This window comes from Micromonospora sp. AKA38 (genome assembly GCF_027925725.1).
Taxonomy (GTDB): Bacteria; Actinomycetota; Actinomycetes; order Mycobacteriales; family Micromonosporaceae; genus Micromonospora.
The window spans coordinates 1,334,118-1,351,926 of record NZ_BNEI01000005.1 but is presented as its reverse complement, the minus strand read 5'-3'; the positions used below and the strand labels follow the sequence as shown (position 1 = coordinate 1,351,926).

The window sequence follows — 17,809 nt, the reverse complement described above, 5'->3', positions numbered from 1 at the left end:
CCGGTGCGACTCGTCTCGGCCCACGTCCACCCCGTGAAGTCGCTGGCCGGCGTGGACGTCGACCGGGCCACGGTCGAGCCGTGGGGGCTGCGCCACGACCGGCGCTGGGTGCTGCTGCAACCGGACGGCGCGGTGCTCACCGCCCGCACCGTGCCCCGGATGCTCGGGCTGACCGCCGTGCCCGGCGTCGGCTCCCTCACGCTCACCGACCGGGCCGGCGGTTCGTTGGTCGTCCCCGAGCCGGTGGCCGGCCCGCCGGTCGCCACCACGCTGTCCCGGCTGGACTCGGTACGCCTGGCCACCGCCGAGGCGCACGACTGGCTCACCGAGCGCCTGGCGCGCCCGGTGCGGCTGGGCTGGCTGGACGACCCGCGCCGGCGCCCGGTGTCGGAGGCGCACGGAGGCCGCCCCGGCGACCCGCTGAACCTCGCCGACGCCGGCCCGCTGCTGGCCGCCACGCTGCCGTCGCTGCGCAGGCTGCGGGACTGGATCGTCGAGGGCGCGCTGGAGCGGGGCGAGCCGGCGCCGGACCCGCTGCCGATGGCCCGGTTCCGGCCCACCGTGGTGCTCGACGGCCCGGTCGCGCCGTTCGCCGAGGACGGCTGGACCCGGGTGCGCATCGGCGCGGTCGACTTCCGGGTCGCCGAACGCTGCGACCGCTGCTCACTCACGCTGATCGACCCGGTGACGCTCACCAGCGGCAGGGAGCCGATCCGCACGCTGGCGCGGCACCGGCGGTGGGACGGGAAGGTGTGGTTCGGCATCCGACTGATCCCGGTCGGCGCCGGCGAGATCCGGGTCGGCGACCCGGTCACCGCCGACTGACCGCCTCCGGGCCCAGGGCCGCACGCGGGCCGGCTCAGCCCGCGCGGGGGCGCCACTCGTCAGCGAGGACGGCGAAGACGAGCTGGTCGGCCCACTCGTCACGGAACCGGTAGCTGCGCACGTGCCGCGCCTCCCGGCGCATGCCGAGCCGGGCCAGCAGCCGGGCGGACGCCTCGTTGCCGGCGTGGCACCGGCCCGTCACCCGGTGCAGCCCGAACGGGCCGAACCCCCAGTCCAGCAGCGCGCCGGCCGCCTCGGTGGCCAGGCCCCGGCCGCCGTGGTCGGGATGGAAGACGTACCCCAGCTCGGCGGTGCGGTCGGCGCGGCTGCGCCAGACCAGCTCCACCGTGCCGATCACCCGGTCGCCGGCGACCGCGGCCAGTGTCAGGCAGTCGCCCTCCGCCCGCAGCGCGTCCTCGCCCACCATCGCGGCCACCGACGCCCGGGACTGCTCCCGGGTACGCGGCTGCGCGAGCGTCCAGCGGCACACGTCGGGACGTCGCTGCCAGGCGTGCACGTCGTCCAGGTCGTCGGGCGTGACCGGGCGCAGCAGCAGTCGCGGCGTCCGCAGTGGATACGTCGGGCGGGCCATCGGGCGATGGTAGAGCCGCCTAGGGTGAACGGCATGCGCGTTTCCGCCGACGACCGCAACCCGCTCACCCGGCTGACGCTGGAGCAGCTCCGGCAGCGCACCAGCGTCAAGTGGCGGCTGCACCCGCCGGACGTGCTCCCGCTGTGGGTGGCCGAGCAGGACGTGCCGCTCGCGCCGCCGGTGGCCGACGCGCTGCGCCGCGCGGTCGAGCAGGGCGACACCGGTTACGCGCACGGGACGGGCTACGCGGAGGCGCTCGCCGGGTTCGCGGCGCAGCGCTGGGACTGGCCGGACTTCCCGGTCGGGCGCAGCACGCTGGTGCCCGACGTGATGATGGGCGTGGTCGAGGTGCTGCGGCTGGTCACCGAACCGGATGACGCGGTGGTGGTCTGCCCGCCCGTCTATCCGCCGTTCTACGCGTTCGTCTCGCACGCCGACCGGCGGGTGCTGGAGGCCCCGCTCGGGCCCGACGGACGGCTCGACCTCGCCGCGCTGGACGAGGCGTTCCGCCGGGCCCGGCTGCTCGGCGCACGGCCCGCGTTCCTGCTCTGCAACCCGCACAACCCGACCGGCGTGGTGCACCGCCGTGACGAGCTGGCCGCCGTCGCCGAGCTGGCCGCGCGACACGGCGTCCGGGTCGTCTCCGACGAGATCCACGCTCCGCTGGCGCTCGCCGGCGCGCGGTTCACCCCCTACCTCACGGTCCCCGGCTCCGGGAACGCGTTCGCGCTGCTGTCGGCGTCCAAGGCGTGGAACCTCGCCGGTCTCAAGGCGGCGGTGGCGGTCGCCGGGCCGGACACCGCCGCCGACCTGGCCCGGATGCCGGAGGAGGTCGGCCACGGGCCCAGTCACCTGGGGGTGCTCGCGCACACCGCCGCGTTCGCCGCCGGCGGGCCGTGGCTGGACCAGCTCCTCGACGGCCTCGACGCCAACCGCGCGCTGCTCGGGACGCTGCTCGCCGAGCACCTGCCCGCGGTGTCCTGGCAGCCGCCCGAGGGCACCTACCTCGCCTGGCTGGACTGCACCCGGCTCGGCGTGCCCACCGAGACGCCGGGTGACGGTCCGGGCGTGGTCACCGACCTGTCCGGCCCGGCGCGGATGTTCCTCGACGACGCCCGGGTGGCGCTCAGCTCCGGGCACGTCTTCGGCACCGGTGGCGCGGGCTTCGTCCGGCTCAACTTCGCCACCTCGCCCGCCGTGCTGACCGAGGCGGTGACCCGGATGGGCCGGGCCGTCGCCGCGCCGGGGTGAGGGCGGGCCCGCGCCGGGTCAGGTGGTGGTCCGCCGGTCGAGCGTCTCGCGCAGGATCTCCGCGTGCCCGGCGTGCTGCCGGGTCTCGGCGATGACGTGCATCAGCACGGCGCGCACGCTCAGCACCGTGCCGGGCTCGTGCCAGGGCACGTCCGGCACCGGATGCGCCGCCGACAGGTCGGCCAGACCGGCGACGATCTCCTCGGTACGGGCGGCGACCCGCGCGTACCGGTCGAGGATGGCGGGCAGCGTGTCCTCGGGCAGCATCTGGAACGTCCGCTCCCGTTCGATCGCCCAGCGCGGCAGTTCGCGCGCCGTGCCGGCCAGGAACTCCGCCCAGGTCACGCCGTCGGGCAGGGTGAAGGCCATCACCGCCGGGCCGTCGACCACGAACCGCAGCCAGGCCTCCTCGCCGGACGCGACGTGCTTGAGCACCCCGCCCAGGCAGAGCGCGCTCACGGTGGGGCGCTCCCCCGCCTGGGCGTCGGTCAGGTCGCGCACCGTGGCGGTCAGCGCGGCGCGGGCGCCGGCGAGCGCCCGGAGCAGGTCGGTCCGCTCGGCGTCGAGCGTGGTGGGCGGCGCGGTCGGGGCGATCATGGTCACGGTCATCGGTTCCTTCCGGTCGGCGATCGGTGCCGGTCCACGCTCGCAGGCGTAGCGGTCAGTTTCTGTCCGCTACCCGGGGCAGAATGCGGCCCATGTCGACGACGTCCGCCCGCCTGCTCGCCCTGCTGTCCCTGTTGCAGGCCCGTCGCGACTGGCCGGGCGCGGTGCTGGCCGAACGGCTCGGGGTGAGCGCGCGGACCGTGCGCCGCGACGTCGACCGGCTGCGCGAGCTGGGCTATCCGATCGCCGCCGCCAAGGGCCCGGACGGCGGCTACCGGCTGGGCGCCGGGGCGGCGCTGCCGCCGCTGCTCTTCGACGACGAGCAGGCCGTGGCGCTCACCGTGGCGTTGCAGACCGCGGCGACCACCGTGACCGGCATCGAGGAGTCCGCCGCGCGTGCGCTGACCACGGTCCGGCAGGTCATGCCGGCGCGGCTGCGCCACCGCGTCGACGCCCTGCGGGTGGTCGCGGTGGAGAAGTCCGGCGGCCCGGCCCGGCCCCGGGTCGAGCCGGGCCTGCTGGTGACGCTCAGCGCCGCGGTGCACGCCCGCGAGGTGCTGCGCTTCGACTACCCGGCCGGGTCGGCGGCCGATCCACCGGCCGGCCTGCCGCCGCCACGCCGGGTCCAGCCGCACCACCTGGTCACCTGGGGCGGGCGCTGGTACCTCGTCGCCTGGGACCTGGACCGCGACGACTGGCGCACGTTCCGCGTCGACCGGGTCAGTCCGCGCACCCCGACCGGCCCCCGGTTCACGCCCCGGGAGCTTCCCGGCGGCGACGTGGCGGCGTTCGTCGCCGGCCGGTTCCACGGCGCCGGCGGCCCCGGTGACTGGCCGTGCCGCGGGGAGGTGATCCTCGACCTGCCGGCCCGGACGGTCTCCACCTGGACCCGCGACGGCCTGGTCGAGGAGCTCGGCCCGGACCGCTGCCGGCTGGTGCTCGGCGGCTGGTCCTGGCCCGGCCTGGCCGCCCTGCTCGGCCGGTACGACGCCGACATCGAGGTGGTCGGGCCGCCCGAGCTGCGGGACGCGTTCGCCCGCCTGGCCCGGCGCTACGCCGCCGCGGCCAGGGCTCCGAACGCGCCGACGTCCTAGCTGTACGGTCGCGGCCGGTTCGCGGCCCGCCACGACGGCCAGCCGTGCGGCCACGTGTCGGGCCAGTCGTCACCGCACTCGCCCGGCCCGGCGAGCCGGCCGGCCGACCGTCCGATCACCTCCCGGGCCAGGTGCTCGGCGACGTCGGCGACATCGGCGGCCGTCAGGTGCACCCAGCCGTGGAACCGCGCGTCCAGCGCCCGGCCGACCAGCGTCACACTGTGCTCGACCGGCAGGCCGGCGGCGGTGAGCAGCCAGGTGAGGAGCCGACGGCCCCGCCCGAACCAGTCGTCCGTCTCCTCGGCCCAGGCCACCGCGGCGGTCAGCAGCTCCGCGATCGCCGCCTCCCAGGCCACGACCGCGTCGTCCGGTCCGATGAGCGCGGCGGCGCGCAACGACGGCAGCAGCCGGTGCAAGCGCCCGGCCGTCTCCTCCACCCACCGCCGCCAGGCCACCAGCGACGCGGTGACCAGGCGCAGGGTCTCATCCGACGACGTGACGATCGGCGTCCAGCGGTCCCAGACCGGGGTGGGAGGCCAGGCCCAGTCGTACGCCCAGGTGCCGTAGTGGGCCACGAGCGCGTCCGTCATGGCCATGTTCCACTCGACGGACCGCCGGCCGGCCTCCTGGTACGCCGACCACGCCGTGGCGTCGTAAGGCTCCAGGGACGGCATGTCGGGCGCGGGAGGTGGTGGTGGCGGAGCCAGCCGGCGCACCACGCCGGCCGCGACGGCCGGGTCGAACGGGTGCCGGGCGGGGTCGACCTCCGCCCATCCGTCCAGCCCGGGACGGGGCGTCACGCGGGTCGTCATCGCCGCTCATCGTAGGACGACCGTCGACGGTTCCGCCGCCCCTCGCCGGGACGACGGCGTCAGTCGGTCGGCAGGAGCGGACGCATGAACGTGCGCTCGTACCGCAGCACGCACCCCGACTCGTCGCGGATCCGGTCGGCCGCGACGAACTCCGGGTCCACGCCGAACCGGGAGCGGTACCGCTCGTACGCCGCCAGGCTCTCGAAGCTGAACAGCGCCTCGGCCCGGTCGCTGGCGCCCTCGGCGGGCAGGAAGTAGCCGTGGTGCACGCCGCCGTGCCGGGCCACCAGCGTCATCCAGGCGCGGGCGAACCGTTCGAACGCCTCGATCCGGGCGGGATCGATGGTGTAGTGCACGACGCACGTGATCATGCGACCACCCTAGCGGCGCGCGGTCACCGCCCGGCGTCACCGGCGTCGCTCGGGGGCGAGCCCAGTGGACCGGCCCCGCCCGTGCGCTCGGCGACCACCACCGCGACGCCGTCCAGCACCCGCCGCAGCCCGAACTCGAAGGCGTACTCCGGGCCGTAGGCCGCGCCGTGTGCCGCCCCGGCCGCCGAGCCGACCCGGGCCGCGGTCGGGTAGCTGCCCGAGGTCATGAACTTCTCCAGCCACGGGCCGTGGATCTGCCACCACTGCCCGTCGGTCATCCCGGTCTCGCGTTCCAGCTGCGCGCCGTCGTGGTCGGCGCGGGCGATGCTCTTGACGTGCCCGAGGATCAGGGTGAGCACGGCGTCCATCTCCACGTCGTCCAGCCCGATGTCGGCCACGGCGCGCAGCTCGTAGTCGTACTTGGCGAGCGTGTGGGGGCCGAGCACCGGGCGGCTGGTCTCGGCGCGCAGCAGCCACGGGTGGGCGCGGTAGAGCGCCAGGTTGTCCCGGGCGATCCGGTCCAGCCGGCCGCGCCAGCCGCCGGGCACGTCGGCCGGGCGCGGCATGTCGCCGTAGACGGTGTCGACCATGACGTCGAGCAGCTCCGACTTGCCGGGCACGTAGGTGTAGACCGACATGGTGCCGGCGCCCAGCGCCTCGCTGACCCGCCGCATGGTGAGCGCGTCGATGCCCTCGGCGTCGGCGATCTCGACGGCCGCCCGCACGATCCGGTCGACGCTCAGCCCCGGACCGGTGCCGCGGCTGGTGGGCTCCCGGGTGCGCCACAGAATGGCCAGGCTGCGTGCGGGGTCGGCCTTGCCGCTGCGCTCCTTCGACATAGTGGCTCCATCCTACCGGCGCCATACCGTATGGCGTACGGGCCGTCCGCTGAGGCGGCCGGCCGGAGCGGGACCCTCCGGCCGGCCGCCGGTCCACGGATCAGTCCCTCGACAGCTCCAGCAGCGCGTCGGCCGGATCCGGTCCGGGCGGGCCCGCCGGCCACCACCGGCCGGACCGCCTGCGGAACGGGTACCAGCGGCCGTCCGGGCCGTAGCGCACCTGCACGTCCCGGCCCACGGTCCAGCGGTTGCGCCAGTTCCGCACCTGCGGCGTCGCGCCGCCGATCCCGCCGGCCTCGCGCAGCGCGTCGGTGGTTCGGGACACCAACTCCTTCGGCGGGCTGAACACCGCGTCGACCGCGGCCAGGCCGGCGGCACCGGCGTACTCCCAGGCCCTGATCGCCAGGGGCAGGTCGTCGACCCGGCCGCTGGCCTCGGCGAGGCGGCGCGCGGCCCGCGACCGCGGCATCCGCGACGCCAGCCGCACGGCGTCCGACCAGGCGTCGTGCTCGGGCGCCAGCGCCTCGGCCGCGTCGGCGGTGAGCAGACGCCGGGCCCGGGACGCGGCATCCGCGGCGAGCACGCCCAGCGCCTCGGCGTCCAGGCCGGGCGCGTCGTGCGGGGCCAGCAGCGGCGTAAGCGCCATCGGCTCGTCGTGGACCGCCGGCGGCGGTCCGGGCAGGGCGGCCGGGACGGTCGCGTACGCCTCCTCGGCCCGGACGCCGACGGCGTCCGCCGCGCCGGCGGCGACCGCGCGGCCGGCGTTACGCGTGCGCAGCTCCTCGATCAGCTCCGGCTCCGCCCGCCCCCGCATCAGCAGCAGCACGAACGGATCCCGGTCCAGCAGCCAGGACGCCTGGTAGGACAGCGCGGCGGCGTGCCGGCAGGGATGGTCCCAGGACGGGCAGTCGCACGACGGCTCCAGGTCGCCGTAGCCGGGCAGCAGCCGCACCCCGGCGTCGTCGGCGGTGGTCACCAGGTCCTGCGGCATGTCCCGGTCGAGCAGCGCGGCGATGTGCCCGGCCCGGGCAGCGACCCGGTCCAGCAGGCGGTCCCACTCCGCGTCCGCGAGCGTGGAGATCCGGACCTCGGTGTGGTGCGGGGTGTACTGGTCGCCGTCGTGCACCGGCGCGGAGATCCGCCCGGGGCTGATCGTGATCGGCCCGACCTGACCGGCGAACGCGTACCGCCGGCCCTTCCTGAGCTGTTCCGGGTCGAGCGCGGTGTGCTCCATCGACTCGATCCAGGCGTTGCCCCACCAGGTGTCGGCGAACTTCCTGCCGATCCGCCGGCCCGGCCCGAACGCCGGGAAGCTCCGGGCCCGCCCGTCGTCCTCGACCGGCCCGGTCGCGTCGTCGTCCGGCTCGTCGTCGAACTCGACGTCGAAGTCCACGTCCGTCATCCCTCGTCACGCAGCCGCACGAGCCGGAGCAGCTCGGCGTCGGACAGTTCGGTCAGCGCGGTCTCGCCGCCGGTGAGCACCGCGTCGGCCAGCTCCCGCTTGGACTCCAGCAGCGCGGCGATCCGGTCCTCCAGGGTGCCCTGGGCGATCAGTCGGTGCACCTGCACCGGCCGGGTCTGCCCGATCCGGTACGCCCGGTCGGTGGCCTGCTCCTCCACGGCCGGGTTCCACCACCTGTCGTAGTGGATGACGTGGTCGGCCCTGGTCAGGTTGAGACCGGTGCCGGCCGCCCGGAGGGAGAGCAGGAACACCGGCGCCGCGCCGGCCTGGAACCGGCGGACCATCTCCTCGCGCTGCGGCACCGGCGTGCCGCCGTGCAGCAGTTGCGCCGGCACGCCCCGCGCGGCCAGGTGCCGCTCCAGCAGCCGGGCCATCCGCACGTACTGGGTGAAGACCAGGGCGCCGCCGTCCTCGGCGAGGATGGTCTCCAGCAGGTCGTCGAGGAGCTGCAACTTCTCCGAGCGGCCGGCGAGCTCGCCGTGCGGCTCCTTCAGATAGTGCGCCGGGTGGTTGCACACCTGCTTCAGCCCGACGAGCAGCTTCAGCACCAGCCCCCGGCGGGCGATGCCGGTCGGGCTGGCGCGGATCTCGCCCATCACCTCGTCGACGACCCGGCGGTAGAGCGTCTCCTGCTCGCCGGTGAGCGACACCAGGTGGTCGGTGACCGTCTTCGGCGGCAGCTCCGGCGCGATGCCCGGGTCGGACTTGCGGCGCCGCAGCAGGAAGGGACGGACCAGACGGGACAGCCGGTCCACGCCTGACGCGTCCCGGTCCACCTCGATCGGTCGGGCCCACCGGGCCCGGAACGTGCCGACCGTGTCGAGCAGGCCGGGCGTGGTCCAGTCGAGGATGGTCCACAGCTCGGAGAGGTTGTTCTCCACCGGCGTGCCGGTGAGCGCGAGGCGGGCGTCGGCGGGGATCTCGCGCAGCGCCCTCGCGGTGCCGCTGAGCCGGTTCTTCACGTACTGCGCCTCGTCCGCGACCACCATCCCCCACCGTCGCCCGCCGAGCACGGCCGCGTCCAGTCGCATGGTGCCGTAGCTGGTCAGCACGAACCCGTCGGTGCGGTCGTCGAGCGTGCGGGCCGCGCCGTGGAACCGGCGGACCGGCACGCCCGGCGCGAACCGGCGGATCTCGCGTTCCCAGTTGCCCAGCACCGAGGCGGGGCAGACCACGAGCGTCGGCCCGGCGAGGGCCGGGCCGGCGCGGCGGCGCAGGTGCAGCGCGACGACGGTGACGGTCTTGCCCAGACCCATGTCGTCGGCGAGGCAGCCGCCGAAGCCGAGCGAGGTCATCCGGTCCAGCCAGCGCAGCCCCCGCAGCTGGTACGCGCGGAGCGTGCCGTCCAGCCCGGCCGGCGGGGCCAGCCGCTCGGGGCCGCCGTCCGGCTCGGCGATCCGCTCCCGCAACGCGCCGAGCCAGCCGTCGGCCACCACCTCGACGCGCTCGTCGTCCACCTCGGTGCTGGCGATCAACGTGGCGGCCAGCGCGTCGTACGCCTTGAGCGGAGGGAGCTGCCGCTCCCGGGCCCGGCGGGCCAGCTCCGGCTCGACCGCCACCCACTGCTCGCGCAGTCGGACGATCGGCCGGGACTTGGCGACCAGGTCCATCTCCGCGTCGGTGAGCGCCTCGCCGGCGAGCGTGAGCTGCCAGCTCCGCGGCATCGGCGCGGCCGAGCGGAGGACGCCGGCCGGGTCGGCCGGCTGTTCCGGCGGCGAGGAGATCAGGACGCGGGCGGTGAGCTCGCGGGACAACCGCGGCGGCCACTCGACGTCGATTCCGGCCGCGGCGAGCCGCCGTTCGGCGCCGCCCAGCAGGTCGATCAGGTCCTCGTCGAGCAGTTCCAGCTCGACCGGGGCGGCCTCGTCGAGCAGCCGGGCCAGCGGCTGCCACACCGTCGCGGCCCGGCGCACCGCGCGCATGGCCTCGAACGTGGCCTGCTCGCCGAGGCCGTGCGCGTCGCCCTCCCAGAGCGCGGCCGCGTCGCTGACCACCGTCGGGTCGGCGAGGCTGCGCAGGCGGACCACGGCGGTGAGGCCGGTGGTCGCGAAGTCGCCACGCCCCACCAGCCGCAACGCCACCCGCAGCCCGGTGTCCACGCCGGCGGAGACCTCGCGCGCCCAGTCGCGCAGCTCCTCCACCGGCTGCGGGTCCAGGCCGGTGAACCGGTCGTCGCCGGTCAGCCACGGTGCCGCCGGGATGCGCGGCAGCGTGTCGGCCACCGCGTCCAGGAACGCCCGGACCAGGCCCTCGGCGTCGGGCAGCACGAGCGTTTCGGCGAACGGGTCGACCGGCACGGCGCGGGCCCCGGCCGGCATCGCCGCGGCGAGCGCGCGGATGCGCGCCACGTCGGCGACGTCGAAGGGGCCTACCCGCCAGGCGTCGTGCCCGTCCGGGGTGACGCCGGGCAGCAGCCGGCCCCGCGCCACCAGGTGCAGGCCGGTGACCGCCACCGCCGACCAGAACGCGGCGGCGGGCGTCACGTCCGCCGCGTCGCGCAGCGCGACGAGCTGCCGGACCGCGTCGGCGACCGGCACGGCGCAGACTCGCACCTGCCACGCCGCGACCGGGCCGTCGAGGGGCAGGGCCAGCGTCAGCTCGCGGACGTCGCCGAGCGCGTCGCACTCGTCCGGCACCGCGTCGCCGGTCGGATCGTAGAAGCTGACCGTGCCGGCCCGGGGCGGATCGCCCGGCTCGAAGACGACCGCGAACCGCCCGAGCAGCACCTCGTACCTCCCGATCGCGCCGGCGGTCCACCCCGCTTGGCGTACAACGTACCGTAGCCTACCCGTCCGGCCGGGCGGTCAGTCGCGCAAGGAGCGGTATCCGCGGACCGACAGCGGCAGGAAGACCGCGACCAGGACCAACGGCCACGCCACCGCCAGCACCGGGTAGTGGGACTCCGCCCAGGAGTCACCGCCCCAGCCGGGATTGCCGAACAGCTCCCGGACGGCGCCGACGGTGGCCGACAACGGGTTCCACTCCGCCACCACCCCGAGCCACGCGGGCATGGTGGACGGCGCCACGAACGCGTTGGACAGGAAGCCGAGCGGGAACTCCAGCGTCTGCACGCCGGCGACCGCCTGCTGCCCCTTCATCACCAGGCCGAGGAAAATGCCGACCCAGACCAGGGCGAAGCGCAGCAGCAGGATCAGCCCGAACGCGGCGAGCGTGTCGCCGACACCGCCGTGCGCCCGCCACCCGACGGCGAGGCCGGCGAGCACCATCACCGCCAGGGTCACCACCGCGAACAGCATGTCGGCCGCGGCGCGGCCGATCAGCGGGGCCAGCGGCGACACCGGCATCGACCGGAGCCGGTCAGTGACGCCACGGTCGACGTCGGCGGAGACGGCCAGGGTGGTGAGGCTGATGCCGAACACCATGGTCATGGCGAACATGCCGGGCATCAGGAACTCGCGGTAGCTGCCGCCGCCCGGCACCCGGAGCGCGCCGCCGAACAGGTAGGCGAACATCAGCACCATGACGACGTCGAAACCCAGCGACGCGATCAGCGGCCCCGGGTCGCGGCGCCAGTACGCCAGGCCGCGCCGGGTCAGGGTGACGCTGTCGGCGAGCAGGAACGGTCGCCCGGACACGGCGGCCGGGCCGACCGTGGTGGGCAGGGTCGCGCCGGTCACGCGGCCACCTCCTCGGCCGCCCGCGAGCGGTGGCCGGTCAGGTGCAGGAACACCTCGTCGAGCGTCGGACGGCGCAGCGCCACGTCGGCCACGGCGACGCCGCCCGCGTCGAGCGCCCGCAGCACCTCGGTGAGCGCGCCGACCCGGTCGCCGACCGGGGCGCTGACGCGGCGGCGGTCGGGGTCGACCGCCGGCTCCGCGCCGGCGACCAGCCGCAGCCGCGCGGCGGCCACGGCCAGGTCACCGGCGTCGCGCAGGACGAGGTCGATCCGGTCGCCGCCGAGCCGCGACTTCAACTCGTCGGGGCTGCCCGCGGCGACGACCCGCCCGCTGTCCAGCACCGAGATCTGGTCGGCGAGCTGGTCGGCCTCGTCCAGGTACTGCGTGGTGAGCAGCACGGTGGTCCCGGAGCGGACCAGCTCACGGACCGACTCCCAGACCTCGTTGCGGCCGCGCGGGTCCAGGCCGGTGGTCGGCTCGTCGAGAAAGAGCACCGACGGCGTGAGGATCATGCCGGCGGCGAGGTCGAGCCGGCGCCGCATGCCACCCGAGTACGCCTTGACCGGCTTGTCGCCGACGTCGGCGAGGCCGAAGCGCTCCAGCAGCTCGGTGGCGCGCTGCCGGGCCCGTTTCGTGCCGAGGTGGCAGAGGCGGCCGAAGATGACCAGGTTCTGGTAGCCGCTGAGCACCTCGTCCAGCGCGGCGTGCTGCCCGACCAGACCGATGCGGTGGCGCACCTGGTCGGGCCGGCGGGCGACGTCGACGCCGGCGACCTCGGCCCGCCCCTCGTCGAAGCGGAGCAGGGTGGACAGGATCCGCACCGCGGTGGTCTTGCCGGCACCGTTCGGGCCGAGCAGACCGCACACGGTGCCCTGGGGGACCCGCAGGTCGAACCCGTCCAGGACGTTTCGGTCCCCGTACCGCTTGCGTAGCCCCGCCGCGATGATCGCGTGTTCGCCCGCTGCCACGTCGCGCCCTCCTCCGCAGTGTCGCCTCGACGGCGGGCCCTAGCGTACATCATACGGTAGAGGATACGGGAACGCCGGAAGCCGGGCGCGCCGCTACCGGGCCAGCAGCGCGCGCAGCGCGGCGCTGACCTCGGCCGGCGCCGACTCCGCCAGGAAGTGTCCGGCGGAGGTGGTGCGGTGCTCCAGGTCCGGGGCCCAGGCCCGCCACACCGCCGCCGCGTCGTAGCCGAGCGCCGCACCCCAGTCCTGCTGGATCACCGTGACCGGCATCGCCAGCCGCCGCCCGGCGGCCCGGTCCGCCCGGTCGTGCGCGACGTCGATCCCGGCCGAGGCGCGGTAGTCCGCGACGATCGAGTCGACCGCCTCCCGGGAGGCCCGCAGGTACTCGGCGCGCACGTCGGCCGGAATGGCCGCCGGATCGCCGGCCCAGGCGTCGAGGAAGTACCCGAAGAAGTCGTCCGCGCTGGCCGAGATCATCCGCTCCGGCAGGCCGGGCGGCTGGGCCATCAGGTAGAGGTGGAACGCGACCGACGCGGACGCGCCGTGCAGCACCTCCCACATGTCGAGGGTGGGCAGGACGTCCAGCGACGCCAGGTGGGTGACCGCGTCCGGGTGGTCGAGGCCGGCCCGGACCGCGACCAGGGCGCCCCGGTCGTGGCCGGCGAGCGCGAACCGCTCGTGGCCGAGCGCCCGGGCCAGGGCCACCACGTCGGCGGCCATGGTCCGCTTCGCGTACGTGTCCTCGTCGCCCGCGGCCGGCTTGTCGCTGGCCCCGTACCCGCGCAGGTCCGGGCAGATGACGGTGTGGTCGGCGGCCAGGTCGGCGGCGACGTGCCGCCACATCAGGTGGGTCTGCGGGAAGCCGTGCAGCAGCACGATCGGGCTGCCCGAGCCGCCCACGGCCACGTGCAGCGCCACGTCCTCGGCGACGGTGACCCGTCGCGTGTCGAATCCGGCGATGGTGGAGGTCATCGGTCGTTCCTTTCTCCGCTCGACTGGTGCCCGACCAGCGTCGCCGCGCCGGATGAGCAACCGATGAGCGCGGTACGGTGGCCCGGTCGAGGAGAGGGACGGTCGGTGCGGGTCAACTTCGGTGTGCTCGGTCCGGTGACGGCCTGGGACGACACCGGCGCACCCGTCGACCTACGGGGTCCACGGCACCGCGCGGTGCTGGCCCGGCTGATCGTGGCCCGGGGTCGGGTGGTGCCGGTCGGGCACCTCGTCGAGGACCTCTGGGACGACCCACCGGCCGGCGCGGTCGGCGCGGTCCGCACGTTCGTGGCGGCGCTGCGCCGCGGCCTGGAACCGCACCGCCCACCGCGGCAGCCGGCCCGGCTGCTGGTCACCGACGGACCCGGGTACGCGCTACGCGCCGCCCCGGACACGGTCGACGCCTGGCGCTTCGAGACCGCGGTCGCCGACGCCGCCGACGCGCTGCCCCGGCCGACGCTCGACAGGCTCGACGCGGCGCTGGGCCTGTGGCGCGGGCCCGGGTACGCCGACGTCGACAGGTCGTGGGCACACGCCGAACGCGCCCGGCTCGACCAGGTGCGGCTCACCGCCGTCGAACGCCGGGCCGAGGCGCTGCTCACGCTCGACCGGGCCGCCGACGCCGTACCCGACCTGGACGCCCACGTGGCGGACCACCCGTGGCGGGAGGACGGCTGGCGGCTGCTGGCGCTGGCGCTCTACCGGGCCGGGCGGCAGGCCGACGCGCTCGCGGTGCTGCGCCGGGCCCGCGAACTGCTGCGCGACCAGCTCGGCCTGGACCCCGGCCCGCGACTGCGCCGACTGGAGACCGATCTGCGACGCCAGGCCGACCCCGAGCCGGCCGGTCCCGCGCACGTCTGGGCCGAGGCCGCCGCGGCGTACCAGCGCAGCGTGGTGCCGGGCGCGCGGGCCCGGCTGGAGTCCACCGTCGGCCTGCTGCGCAGCCTCGCGGTGACCGGGCCGGGCGGCCTGGCCGCCGCCCGTGACCAGCGACTGGCAGCCATCGACGCGGCCGAGCAGCTCGGCGACCCGGACCTCACCGCGCGGGTGATCGGCGGGTACGACGTGCCGGCGATCTGGACCCGGTCGGACGACCCGGAACAGGCGGCCCGGGTGGTGACCGCGGCGGAGCGGGCGCTCGCCGGTCTCGGCCCGGACGCGCCGGAGACGACCCGGGCGCGGCTGCTCGCCACCGTCGCGGTCGAGTCACGCGGCCGGCCGTCGACGCGGGGTCCCGAAGCGGCCCGGCAGGCCGAGGCGATCGCCCGGCGACTGGCCGACCCGGGGCTGCTGGCCCAAGCGCTCAACGGCGTGTTCCTGCAGACGTTCCACCGCACCGGGCTGGCCGCCGAACGGGACGCCGTCGGCGCGGAACTGGTCGCCCTGGCCGCCCGGCACGGCCAGGCCCCGGTCGAGATCCTCGGACACCTGATCCGGATGCAGGCCCGCGGCGCACTCGCCGACTTCGCCGGCGCCGACGGGCACGCGGACGCCGCGGACCGACTCGCCGACCGGCACGAGTCCCCGCTCACCGGCGTGTTCACCACCTGGTACCGGGCCATGCGGACCGCGGCGACCGGCGCGCCGTACCCGCGGGCCGAGGCCGCCTACCGGTCGGCCGCGCCCCGGCTGGTCGGCTGCGGCATGCCCGGCGTGGCGCGCGGCCTGCTCCCGTTGGCGCTGCTGTGCCTGCGGGTGTGGCACGACCGGCCCGCCGACTTCCCCGACGACACCGACTGGGGGCCGTACGCGCCCTGGGCCCGCCCGCTGGTCCTGCTCGCCGCCGACCGCCCCGCCGACGCCGCCGTCGCGCTGCGCCGGACCCCCGCGCCCCCGCCCGACCTGCTGCTCGAAGCGTTGTGGTGCCTGACCGGCCGGGCCGCGGTGGCGCTCGGCGACCGGGCCGCGATGCGGCGGGCCCGGGCCGCGCTCGCCCCGGCGGCGCACGAGGTGGCCGGCGCGGGCAGCGGCATGCTCACCGCCGGCCCGGTCGCCGCGCACCTGGACCGGCTCGACGCCGCCATCGGGTCGACGTGAGGGGCGGCCCCGCCACGTCCCTGCGACGCGCGTGACCGGTGGCCGGGCTAGGGTGCGGCGATGGACGAGCTGCGGAAGCTGTTCCGGCGGGCCGCCGACCACGCCGCCGACTACCGGCGGTCGCTGCCGGAGCGGCCGGTCGGCCGGCCGGTCGACCAGGCCGCGCTGGACCGGGCGTTCGCCGCCCCGCTGCCGGCCGCGCCCACACCCCCGGAACAGGTGCTGGCGGAACTGGTGGCCGCCGCCGAGCCGGGGCTGGTCGCCACCGCCGGGCCGCGCTACTTCGGCTTCGTGGTCGGCGGCGCGGCCCCGGCCGCCACCGCCGCCGACATGCTCGCCGCCGGCTGGGACCAGATCGCGTTCAACGCGGTCACCTCGCCGGCCGCAGTCGCCGCCGAGACCGCCGCCGGCACCTGGCTCAAGGACCTGCTGTGCCTGCCGGCGTCGGCGTCGGTCGGCTTCGTCACCGGCGGCCAGGCCGCCAACACCGCCGGGCTCGCCGCCGCTCGGCACCAGGTCCTCGCCGACGCCGGCTGGGACGTGGAACGGCGCGGCCTGCTCGGCGCGCCGCCGGTGCGGGTGCTCGCCGGCGCCGAACGGCACGCCACCGTCGACCGGTCGCTGCGCCTGCTCGGCCTCGGCACGGACGCGTTGCGCGAGGTGCCGGCCGACCCGCAGGGCGCGATCGACCCGGACGCGCTGGCCGGGGCGCTGCGCGATGCCGGGCCCGGGCCCGGGCCCGGGCCCACGATCGTCTGCCTCCAGGCCGGCAACGTCAACACCGGCGCCTGCGACGAGCTGCGCCGGGCCTGCGACCTCGTGCACCGGCACGGCGGCTGGGTGCACGTGGACGGCGCGTTCGGGCTGTGGGCCGCCGCCAGCCCGGCCACCAGGCACCTGGTGGACGGCATCGAGGCGGCCGACTCGTGGGCCTGCGACGGGCACAAGTGGCTGAACCTGCCGTACGACACCGCGTTCGCGTTCTGCGCCCGACCCGACGCGCACGCGGCGGCCCTGTCGTATTCGGCCGCGTACCTCGTCGGTTCCGGCGGGGTGCCGGCGGGCGCGGACCTGACCGCGGAGTCCTCCCGCCGCGCCCGTGGCTTCGCGGTCTGGGCGGGCCTGCGGGAGCTGGGCCGCGACGGCGTCACCGCGCTGGTGGACCGGTGCTGCGCGCTGGCCCGCCGGTTCGCCGACGGGTTGGCCGCGTCCGGGTTCGAGGTGGTCAACGACGTGGTGCTCAACCAGGTGCTGGTCGGATTCGGCGACGACGCGCGCACCGACCGGCTGGTGGCCGCGGTGCAGGCCGACGGCACCTGCTGGGTGGGCGGGACGACGTGGCGGGGCCGACGGTTGATGCGGATCTCGGTGTCGAACGCGACCACCACGGCGGCGGACGTGGACCGGTCGGTGGCCGCGATCGTCCGACTCACACACCGGAGCGTGGCTCGCTGAGGACGGCTACGTTCCGAGCACCCCGCACTGCAGCCAGACGTTCACCCGCTCCGACACCTCGTCCCTTCCGCCGAGGGCGTCGCGGACCTCGGCGGTGAACGCGGCACGCCGCTCCGCGGTGGGCAACCGGTCGGCGGACATCGCGGAGAAGACGCCGCCGATCATGTCGTCGACGGTGAGCGGGGCGTCGTACCACACCACCGACTCCGCGTACCGGTAGCTGGCCCGGACGAGGGCCTCCCGGTTGAGTCGGCGACCGGCCTCGTCGGTCTGGCAGCTCGCGGTCACCGGATGCCCGAGCAGCCGTTCCAGGCATCCGCGCAGCGCGCGCGACCAGTCGGCATCCTGCAACCACAGGGGCGCGCCATTGGTGATCACGGCGATGCCGCCGCCGGGCCGCAGCAGCGGCCGGGCGACGCCACAGAGCGCGTCCCGATCCATGAAGTGGATGGCGACCGCGACGGTCAGCGCGCCGACCCGTCCCGGTCCGAGCAGCCGGGACAGCGCGGGCAGGTCGCCGTCACCGCCGAGAACCCAGGTGGCGTTCGTCGTTCCGGCGTCCAGGGCGGCGCGACGGGCGAGGGCCAGCATGTCCGGCTCCGGGTCCACGCCGATGAGGGCGCCGGCCCGGGCGGCGAGCGGCAGGCTCAACTGGCCGGTGCCGCACCCCAGGTCGACCACCGTGTCGGTGGCGTCGAGGTGGAACGCGTCCGTGAGGGCGTCGAGCACCTCGGGCGGGTAGCCGCGCCGATGCAGTGCGTACAGGGTGGCGACCTCGCCGGTGAAACCGTTCGTCACTCGGGCAGCCTGCCCGCAGCCGTCGGCAGGCCGCCAGTCATTCTGCTCAGGGCAGGGAAGCGGCCGACCGA

At 76.2% G+C, this 17,809-nt stretch carries 16 protein-coding genes; 5 read left to right on the top strand and 11 right to left on the bottom strand.

The genetic code is table 11. The features are described from left to right. Positions 1-3: 3 nt before the first annotated feature. Entirely contained in the window at positions 4-825 is an 822-nt protein-coding gene (locus TPA0908_RS22840; protein ID WP_281941100.1) for an MOSC domain-containing protein, read from the top strand. Between the two features lie 34 nt (positions 826-859). Here the strand turns inward: TPA0908_RS22840 and TPA0908_RS22835 are convergent, their stop codons facing one another. Further along, on the bottom strand, positions 860-1,417 hold the full coding sequence (locus TPA0908_RS22835; RefSeq protein WP_281941098.1) for a GNAT family N-acetyltransferase: 558 nt from the start codon (positions 1,415-1,417) through the stop codon (positions 860-862). Positions 1,418-1,450: 33 nt separating this feature from the next. Here TPA0908_RS22835 and TPA0908_RS22830 point away from each other — a divergent pair, with 33 nt between their 5' ends. Continuing rightward, complete coding sequence (locus tag TPA0908_RS22830; RefSeq protein WP_281941095.1) at positions 1,451-2,668, top strand: MalY/PatB family protein; 1,218 nt, start codon at positions 1,451-1,453, stop codon at positions 2,666-2,668. An 18-nt stretch (positions 2,669-2,686) separates the two neighbouring features. On the opposite strand, the gene TPA0908_RS22825 is transcribed toward TPA0908_RS22830, so the two are convergent. After that, positions 2,687-3,277, bottom strand: a complete 591-nt coding sequence (locus TPA0908_RS22825) for a mycothiol transferase (RefSeq protein WP_281941092.1) — start codon at positions 3,275-3,277, stop codon at positions 2,687-2,689. An 89-nt stretch (positions 3,278-3,366) separates the two neighbouring features. On the opposite strand from TPA0908_RS22825, the gene TPA0908_RS22820 reads away from it, so the two are divergent. Then, entirely contained in the window at positions 3,367-4,368 is a 1,002-nt protein-coding gene (locus TPA0908_RS22820) for a helix-turn-helix transcriptional regulator (protein WP_308447842.1), read from the top strand. Here TPA0908_RS22820 and TPA0908_RS22815 read toward each other — a convergent pair. The 8 genes from TPA0908_RS22815 to TPA0908_RS22780 form a co-directional block, all read right to left on the bottom strand. After that, positions 4,365-5,180, bottom strand: coding sequence for a hypothetical protein (locus TPA0908_RS22815; RefSeq protein WP_281941088.1), 816 nt, complete (start codon positions 5,178-5,180; stop codon positions 4,365-4,367). The genes TPA0908_RS22820 and TPA0908_RS22815 overlap by 4 nt on opposite strands. A 59-nt stretch (positions 5,181-5,239) precedes the next feature. Continuing rightward, the gene (locus TPA0908_RS22810) at positions 5,240-5,551 is read right to left on the bottom strand and encodes an NIPSNAP family protein (protein WP_281941086.1); all 312 of its coding nucleotides are present in this window, start codon (positions 5,549-5,551) and stop codon (positions 5,240-5,242) included. 23 nt (positions 5,552-5,574) lie between these two features. After that, positions 5,575-6,390, bottom strand: a complete 816-nt coding sequence (locus TPA0908_RS22805) for a TetR/AcrR family transcriptional regulator (RefSeq protein WP_281941084.1) — start codon at positions 6,388-6,390, stop codon at positions 5,575-5,577. 100 nt (positions 6,391-6,490) lie between these two features. Continuing rightward, entirely contained in the window at positions 6,491-7,792 is a 1,302-nt protein-coding gene (locus tag TPA0908_RS22800; RefSeq protein ID WP_281941082.1) for an SWIM zinc finger family protein, read from the bottom strand. Next, positions 7,789-10,578, bottom strand: a complete 2,790-nt coding sequence (locus TPA0908_RS22795; RefSeq protein ID WP_281941080.1) for a DEAD/DEAH box helicase — start codon at positions 10,576-10,578, stop codon at positions 7,789-7,791. Before TPA0908_RS22795 ends, TPA0908_RS22800 begins: the two co-directional genes overlap by 4 nt. Positions 10,579-10,656: 78 nt before the next feature. Beyond that, positions 10,657-11,475 (bottom strand): ABC transporter permease, encoded by an 819-nt coding sequence (locus TPA0908_RS22790; protein ID WP_281942655.1) that lies wholly within the window; start codon positions 11,473-11,475, stop codon positions 10,657-10,659. An 11-nt stretch (positions 11,476-11,486) separates the two neighbouring features. Next, positions 11,487-12,458: an ATP-binding cassette domain-containing protein gene (locus TPA0908_RS22785; protein ID WP_281941078.1), complete on the bottom strand. Its 972-nt coding sequence runs from the start codon at positions 12,456-12,458 to the stop codon at positions 11,487-11,489. Between the two features lie 93 nt (positions 12,459-12,551). Continuing rightward, positions 12,552-13,430, bottom strand: a complete 879-nt coding sequence (locus TPA0908_RS22780) for an alpha/beta fold hydrolase (RefSeq protein WP_281941076.1) — start codon at positions 13,428-13,430, stop codon at positions 12,552-12,554. A 63-nt stretch (positions 13,431-13,493) separates the two neighbouring features. On the opposite strand from TPA0908_RS22780, the gene TPA0908_RS22775 reads away from it, so the two are divergent. Then, positions 13,494-15,485: an AfsR/SARP family transcriptional regulator gene (locus TPA0908_RS22775; RefSeq protein WP_281941074.1), complete on the top strand. Its 1,992-nt coding sequence runs from the start codon at positions 13,494-13,496 to the stop codon at positions 15,483-15,485. Between the two features lie 60 nt (positions 15,486-15,545). Next, the gene (locus TPA0908_RS22770) at positions 15,546-16,940 is read left to right on the top strand and encodes a pyridoxal phosphate-dependent decarboxylase family protein (protein WP_281941072.1); all 1,395 of its coding nucleotides are present in this window, start codon (positions 15,546-15,548) and stop codon (positions 16,938-16,940) included. A 6-nt stretch (positions 16,941-16,946) separates the two neighbouring features. Here TPA0908_RS22770 and TPA0908_RS22765 read toward each other — a convergent pair whose 3' ends face one another. After that, positions 16,947-17,738, bottom strand: coding sequence for a class I SAM-dependent methyltransferase (locus tag TPA0908_RS22765; protein ID WP_281941070.1), 792 nt, complete (start codon positions 17,736-17,738; stop codon positions 16,947-16,949). Between the last annotated feature and the right edge of the window lie 71 nt (positions 17,739-17,809).